Here is a 6,000-nt window from a genome sequence, read left to right on the forward strand (position 1 = left end):
GGCCTCACTCGGCGCCGTCGAGGTGCTCGGCGAGCGCGAACCGGACGCGCTCCTCGTCCGCCCCCTTCGTCTCCCGGCCGGTGACGACGACCTCGCCGATCTCGCCGGTGTTACCGACGTGAGTTCCGGCGCAGGCGGTGCGGTCGTAGGGGTCCGCGTCGGTCCCGAGGCCCGCGTCGTCCGCGCCGGCCGCGCCGATCTCGACGATCCGGAGTTCCTCGATCGAGTCGGGGAGGAGGTCGATGCGGGTTCGCTCCGAGTCCAGGGTCGCCTCGGCCTCGGCGCGGTCCATCGCGTAACTCGTCACGGGACGCTCGTCGGCGACGAGGTCGTTGAGCCGGGCCTCGATGCGGTCGAGGTCCGCGTCGTCGAAGCGGTCGTACGCCGCGTCGAGGTGCGCGTGGTCGTCGTACAGCTGGTTTCCGGTGGTCTGCGCGTCGAACTCGTTCAAGAGGAGCGCCGACAGCAGGTGTTGGGCGGTGTGGTACTTGGAGTGGGCCGCCCGGCGCGCCGCGTCGACCTCGCCGACGACCGCGGTACCGGGTTCGGGCGGCGAGGGCGCGTCGCCGCCGGTCGCCGCGCCACCGCCGTCACCCGCCTCGGCCGCCGGCGCGAGGGTGTGGTAGATCGTGTCCTTCTTCCGGACGTCGACCACTCGCCACCGATCGTCGCGCTCCCCGTCGGCGAGGCGGAGCGTCCCCGTGTCGTGCGGCTGCCCGCCGCCCGTCGGGTAGAAGTGCGTCCGGTCGAGGACGACGCGGTCGTCGAGCGCGCGCTCGACGGTCGCCTCGAACGTCATAACCGTGTCGTCGGCGAGGTACAGTTCCTCGGTCATACCGAGAGAGATCGGCTCGGCCGGCTTAGGTGGTGCGCTCGGGGAGCGGCGCGCGCCGGGAGCGGTGACGTCGGCGACGCCGGGAGCGGTGACGGCGGCGGCGCCGCGATCGGAGCCGAGACCGGAGGCGCTCTCAGATCCGATACTCGGAGGTCGACGTTTATGCGTGCTCCCGACGTAGGCGGCCTCATGAACGGTCCCGACCGCGCCCAGAGCGAGGTGATCGGCGTCGTGCTCCTCTTAGGGCTCACGATCACCGCGGTCGGCATAACGGTGGCGCTCGGGTCGACGGCGCTCGGCGACGTGCAGTCGTCGGCCGACGTCCAGCGGATCGAGGGGGCGATGACGCAGGTCGACTCGAAGGCCAGCCTCGTGGCGCACGGCGGGTCGACGAGCCAGCGCATCCGGCTCGATCCCGGCCGGAGCGCCGACGTGCGCGTCGACGACGAGGCGGGAGTGATGCGGATCGAGGTCGAGGCCGAAAACGAGACGGGCGGGATCGAGACGGTGACGGAGAACGTCACGCTCGGCGCCGTCGTCTACGAGCGGGGCGACGACCGGGTGGCGTATCAGGGCGGCGGGGTCTGGCGGTCGAACGGCGACGGGTCGTGGATGGTGTCCCCGCCCGAGTTCCACTACCGCGGCGACACCCTCACGCTCCCGCTCGTGACGATCGATGGGGTCGACGGGCGGCTCGGCGACGACGCCGTCGTGACGGGCACCTCGAAACACCCGGAGGGGCTGTTCCCCTCCGAGAACGTCTCGAACCCGCTGCTGGGCGGGAACGTGACGGTCACGGTCGAGAGCCAGTACGCGGAGGCGTGGGGGCGGTTCTTCGAGACCCGGACGCGGGCGAACGTCACGCAGGTGTCGCCGACGGAGGTCCGGGTCGCGCTCCGGACCGAGACGGTCCACCCGACGCTCAGCGCGAGCGTCTCTGCGCTCGGCACGTCACGGCTCGAGTTCGGCGGCATTAACACCCTGTACGCCGACAGCTACGACTCCACCAGCGGGTCGTATCCGGGGAAGGGCAACGCCAGCGATAACGCGGTGCTCCAGACGACCAGCGATTTCCACCTCACGTCGAAGGGGGGCGGCAACACCGAATCGATCGAAATCCGCGGAGACCTCGTCGCGGAGTCGTTCAAGATCCCGAAGGGACAGGCGAAGAAGAAGCTGACAATCACGGGGGAGAAGCGGGTCGACGACTCGGTCGGGAGCGCGGACCCCGTCGCGGGAGCCATCGCCGAACGGATCGAACGGGTCCGCGATCAGACGCTTCAGTCCAGTGGAAACTTCACGACGGGGTTCGCCCACGACGACGGAACCGTCCGCACCATCGACGAAGACACATATGTCGACGGCGATGTCACGGTCTCGGACGGGAGTACACTACGGATCGAGGACGGGGCGACCGTCCATATCGGGGGTAAACTCAACGTGAGCGAGAACGGCAGCGACGTTGTGTTCGACGGCTCGGGCGGCGACGTCGCGGTCCTCGTCGAGGACAGCTTCTCGATGCGGGATCAGTCGACCCTCCGCGCGCAGGGCGGGAGCAACAGCGATCTGTTCGTCGACGGCACGGTCGAGATACGGGACGACGCGGCGATCACGGCGGCCACCGGCACCCGCTTCGAGCTGTACAACACCGGGGACGTCGAGGTGACGCATCAGGCGCGAATCGCCGCCGACGACGACGTAACGGGGAACCTGTGGCTGTACTCGAGCGGCGGCAGTATCGACTTTCAGGGGGCCCCGAGCGACGGCATCGACGTCGCGGGAGTGGTATACGCGCCGACGAGCGAAATGACGCTTACAAACAATATGACGTTCAAAGGGTCGTTCACCTCCGGGAGCTTCACGTTCAACGACGCCGACCTCAACCTCCACTACGACGAGTCGCTCGCCACGCTGCAGCCGTTCGGGGGGGCGTCCGTTCCCGTGGTGAGCCACCTGCACGTCTCCCGCCACCGCGTGACGATCGAGGACGACTAGCTCGGCCGAGCCGGTCGAACGAGGCCCCTCGCGGGGCGACCGTCAGCGCTGCAACCCGACGACGCGAACGACCTCGCGCACGTACACCGAGTCGCCGTGTTCGAGCTCCGCCACGGCGACGCCGTCGGCGTCGGCGGGGGTCGCGTCCGCGAACCCGTCGGCGCGCTCGAAGTAGCGCGCCCACGCGTCCGGATGGTCCGTCTCCACCCAGAGGTACAGCGTCTCGCCGCTCGCGGCGTCGAACCGGGTCGTCTTCGAGTCGGCGTTCGCCTCGTCGACCGCGGTTATCTGGACGGTTCCCTCGCCGGTGACGCTCCCTTCTCCGCCGCCGCGGACCAACGCCATTATCGGAATCGTCGTCCGACCGTCGGCGGCGGCGAAGCGGGGCTCCGAGAGCATCACCGAGCCGTCGCCGTCGCCGCGGACCAAGGCGCCGGCCTCGTACGCGATCGTCGTGTCGCCCTCCTCGTACGCGATCGCCTTGGAGGTCCACTCGCCGAGGGTGCCGTTCGCGACGTCGCTGGCGTTGCTGGTGTTCGCGAGGACGAACCGCGACTCGGCGGACGTCGACAGGGTGCCGCCGGCCAACCGGATCTCGGTCGCCCGGTTCGGGTCGCCGTACCGCTGGACGTCTCGGAGGTTGTCGTCGAGCACGTCGAACGCGCGCTCGACGTTGGCGACGCGCTCGGCCTCCCGCCGGTCCTCCACGCCGGTGATCCCCACCGCGAACACCGTGCCGATCGTGACCGTGATCAGCGAGAACACGAGGATGTAGCCGACGACGTCGCTCACGCCGCGGTCGTCATCGGCGAGCGAGGAGAGGCCCCCGACCGAGACCGTCCGGCTCCGCCGCCGGCTCATCGCTCTCTCACCACCAGCCGGCCGACGGAGCTGTTGTACCGGAATCGGATCGGACCCCCCCGGACGCGAGACGATTCGACGGACAGGTTCGCGACGTGCGGGATCTCGGCGACCGCCTCGGGGTCGTCAGTCCGCAAAGTCACCGACTCGTTGTCGACCGCGATCCGATATGGGCGACCGGCGATACGGGTTGGCAAGTCGACGTCGACGGACACGGTCGCGTCGCCGGCGCCGCCGGGGCGGTCGACCTCCGCCGCGCGGGCGAGCCGGTCCACGCTCTCGAGGTTCGCGACGGCGGTCTGCCCGACGACGGCGAGGTCGCCCCTGACGACCCGGTCCGTCTGCGAGTCGACGACGCCGCCGATCCCGATGACGATCCCGGAGAGCAGCACCGCGCCGATCGCGAGCGTCAACACGTATCCGACGGTGACGCTCACGGCCCGCTCGTCGCTCCGGAGCGAGCGGCCGCCGTCGCTCCGTCCGCGGTCACGCATCGGGCTCACCCGGCGCGACCCGGACCGTGGTCTCGAACCGGAGCTCCGCGGTCCGGTAGCGGAGGTCGATCCGCGCCTCGTACACGGCGGAGGTCGCGGAGTGGTCCGAGCCGACGGACTTCCCGGAGGCGGGGAGCGCGGTCGCGGTCACCGTCCCGTTCGCCTCGTCCGTCCGCTCGAGGGTCACGTCGTAGGGAGCGCCCAGCGCCCCGGCGCTCGTCGTCCAGAGCCCCGGACAGCGCTCGTCGCCGAGCGTCCCGCCGGTCAGGTCGACGGCGACGCGGTCGGCGGCCGGCGTCGAGCAGACGACGGTCAGGTCGCTCCCGTTCTCGCCGACGGCGACGGTGACGTTGTCGTCGGTGGCGTTGTACACGTACACCTCCCGCGTCTCGTTGACGCCGTCGTCGAATTCGACGTAAAAGGCGTCGGTCGGTGCCCCGGCCGCGTCGGTGGAGGCGAGCGTTGCGGGATCGACCGCCACGACGAACCCGCGCGTCCGACTGACATCGGCCGCGAGGGTCGCGTTCGCGTCTCCGGTGCCGTTCGCGGTGAGATCGCCGGTCACGTAGCTCCCGTTCTCCATCGTCGTCCGGTTCCCCGAGACGTGCGTCACTCCACCGCGATCGGCGTACGCCCGGGCGAGGTACGCGTCGAGATCGGCGATCCCGTCCTCGACGGCGGTGGCCGCCGCATCGTGGTCCGATGGCCGGTTCCGGTTCGTCCCGTCGATCAGCGCGCCGGTCTCCTCGACGGCGGCGGCGCGGACCTCCAGCGCCTCGCCGTCGGCGGCCTCGATGCCGCGGGTCGCGACGTTCTCGCTGTAGATGCTCGCGTTCAGCAGCACCACGAGCGCCACGAGCGAGACGGCCACGACGAGCCCGGAGATCAACAGGAGCTGGCCGCGGTCCGCGTCGCGGAACCGCCGGTCGCCGCGCGGACCGTCGCCGGTGGAGTCGTCACCGCGCGGACCGTCGCGGGACCCGTCGCCGTCGGACGGTCCGGGGATCACAGCTGCCATACGACGATGCGCACCTCCAGTCTGTCGTACACCGCGCCGCCGCCGACGTCGGCCGCGTAGAACTCGCCCGGCTCCGACCCGTTCGAGAGGGCTCGGAGCGTCGTGTCTTCGTACCCCGGCGCGGTCAGGTTCGCGTCGTCGGTCAGGACGACGGTACGCGTCGCCGTCACGGCGTTGTCGCTCGGCGATCCCATGTCCACCAGCGTCGTCTCCGCCGCGCCGTCCGGCCCGTGTCGGACGTGGACGTTGAACGCGATCCGGCGTTCGCCGAAGGTCGCGTTCAGCCCCTCGCCGAACGCGTTCGGGGGGCCGCCGCCCGTGAAGTAGCTCGGGCTCCGGCCGTCGGTGAACGACTCGTTCTCCGGGTCCCAGCGGAGCAGGGCGGCCTCGAGGTCGCCCCTGGCCGCGCTCGTCTCCAGCAGGTCGTTCGCGACCGCTCGCTGTTGGTTCTCTAGGTGCTGGTTCGACGTGCTGGCCGACAGCGGGGTCACCGCGGTCGCCTGTAGCGCGAAGGTGAGCCCGGCGACGATCAGGATCGCCGCGGCGAACGCCTCCAGCGTGTGCGCCTGCGCGCGGTCGTCCGGGAACACGGTCACCACACCCACACCGTGAGCCGGTACTGCGTCCCCTCGATCGAGACGAGCCGCTGCGAGACGCTGACGCCGCCGCGGTCGACGCGGACCGGGTCCCTCGTGCTGCGGCGCATGTCGACCGTGTGCGTCCCGTATCGCGTGTCGACGGTGACGGTCGAGGCGTTTCCGACCGGGTCCGCCTCGCCCATCGCGTGGACGACGACG

At 70.7% G+C, this 6,000-nt stretch carries 6 protein-coding genes and 1 pseudogene; 1 reads left to right on the forward strand and 6 read right to left on the reverse strand.

Annotated elements, in window-relative coordinates:
- Positions 1–4: 4 nt before the first annotated feature.
- The gene (locus DJ74_RS18280; RefSeq protein ID WP_094528253.1) at positions 5–835 is read right to left on the reverse strand and encodes an alanyl-tRNA editing protein; all 831 of its coding nucleotides are present in this window, start codon (positions 833–835) and stop codon (positions 5–7) included.
- 189 nt (positions 836–1,024) lie between these two features.
- Between DJ74_RS18280 and DJ74_RS18285 the strand changes: the two genes are divergently transcribed.
- Entirely contained in the window at positions 1,025–2,830 is a 1,806-nt protein-coding gene (locus DJ74_RS18285; protein WP_094528255.1) for an archaellin/type IV pilin N-terminal domain-containing protein, read from the forward strand.
- A 42-nt stretch (positions 2,831–2,872) separates the two neighbouring features.
- Here DJ74_RS18285 and DJ74_RS18290 read toward each other — a convergent pair whose 3' ends face one another.
- The 5 genes and pseudogenes from DJ74_RS18290 to DJ74_RS18310 form a co-directional block, all read right to left on the reverse strand.
- Entirely contained in the window at positions 2,873–3,691 is an 819-nt protein-coding gene (locus DJ74_RS18290; protein WP_094528257.1) for a hypothetical protein, read from the reverse strand.
- Positions 3,688–4,185: a hypothetical protein gene (locus DJ74_RS18295; protein ID WP_094528259.1), complete on the reverse strand. Its 498-nt coding sequence runs from the start codon at positions 4,183–4,185 to the stop codon at positions 3,688–3,690. Before DJ74_RS18295 ends, DJ74_RS18290 begins: the two co-directional genes overlap by 4 nt.
- On the reverse strand, positions 4,178–5,203 hold the full coding sequence (locus DJ74_RS18300; protein ID WP_094528261.1) for a hypothetical protein: 1,026 nt from the start codon (positions 5,201–5,203) through the stop codon (positions 4,178–4,180). Before DJ74_RS18300 ends, DJ74_RS18295 begins: the two co-directional genes overlap by 8 nt.
- Positions 5,191–5,799: a hypothetical protein gene (locus DJ74_RS18305; protein WP_254922206.1), complete on the reverse strand. Its 609-nt coding sequence runs from the start codon at positions 5,797–5,799 to the stop codon at positions 5,191–5,193. Before DJ74_RS18305 ends, DJ74_RS18300 begins: the two co-directional genes overlap by 13 nt.
- Positions 5,796–6,000: pseudogene (locus DJ74_RS18310) on the reverse strand (hypothetical protein); the annotation flags it as partial. The pseudogene DJ74_RS18310 and the gene DJ74_RS18305, both read right to left, overlap by 4 nt.

The sequence above is a fragment of the Halorubrum sp. Ea8 genome (assembly GCF_002252925.1).
GTDB lineage: Archaea > Halobacteriota > Halobacteria > Halobacteriales > Haloferacaceae > Halorubrum.

Bases quoted from the DNA above. Each gene is read 5' to 3' on its own strand.
- DJ74_RS18300 (WP_094528261.1), bottom strand. From the start codon at position 5,203: ATGGCAGCTGTGATCCCCGGACCGTCCGACGGCGACGGGTCCCGCGAC.
- DJ74_RS18280 (WP_094528253.1), bottom strand. From the start codon at position 835: ATGACCGAGGAACTGTACCTCGCCGACGACACGGTTATGACGTTCGAG.
- DJ74_RS18285 (WP_094528255.1), top strand. From the start codon at position 1,025: ATGAACGGTCCCGACCGCGCCCAGAGCGAGGTGATCGGCGTCGTGCTC.
- DJ74_RS18295 (WP_094528259.1), bottom strand. From the start codon at position 4,185: ATGCGTGACCGCGGACGGAGCGACGGCGGCCGCTCGCTCCGGAGCGAC.
- DJ74_RS18290 (WP_094528257.1), bottom strand. From the start codon at position 3,691: ATGAGCCGGCGGCGGAGCCGGACGGTCTCGGTCGGGGGCCTCTCCTCG.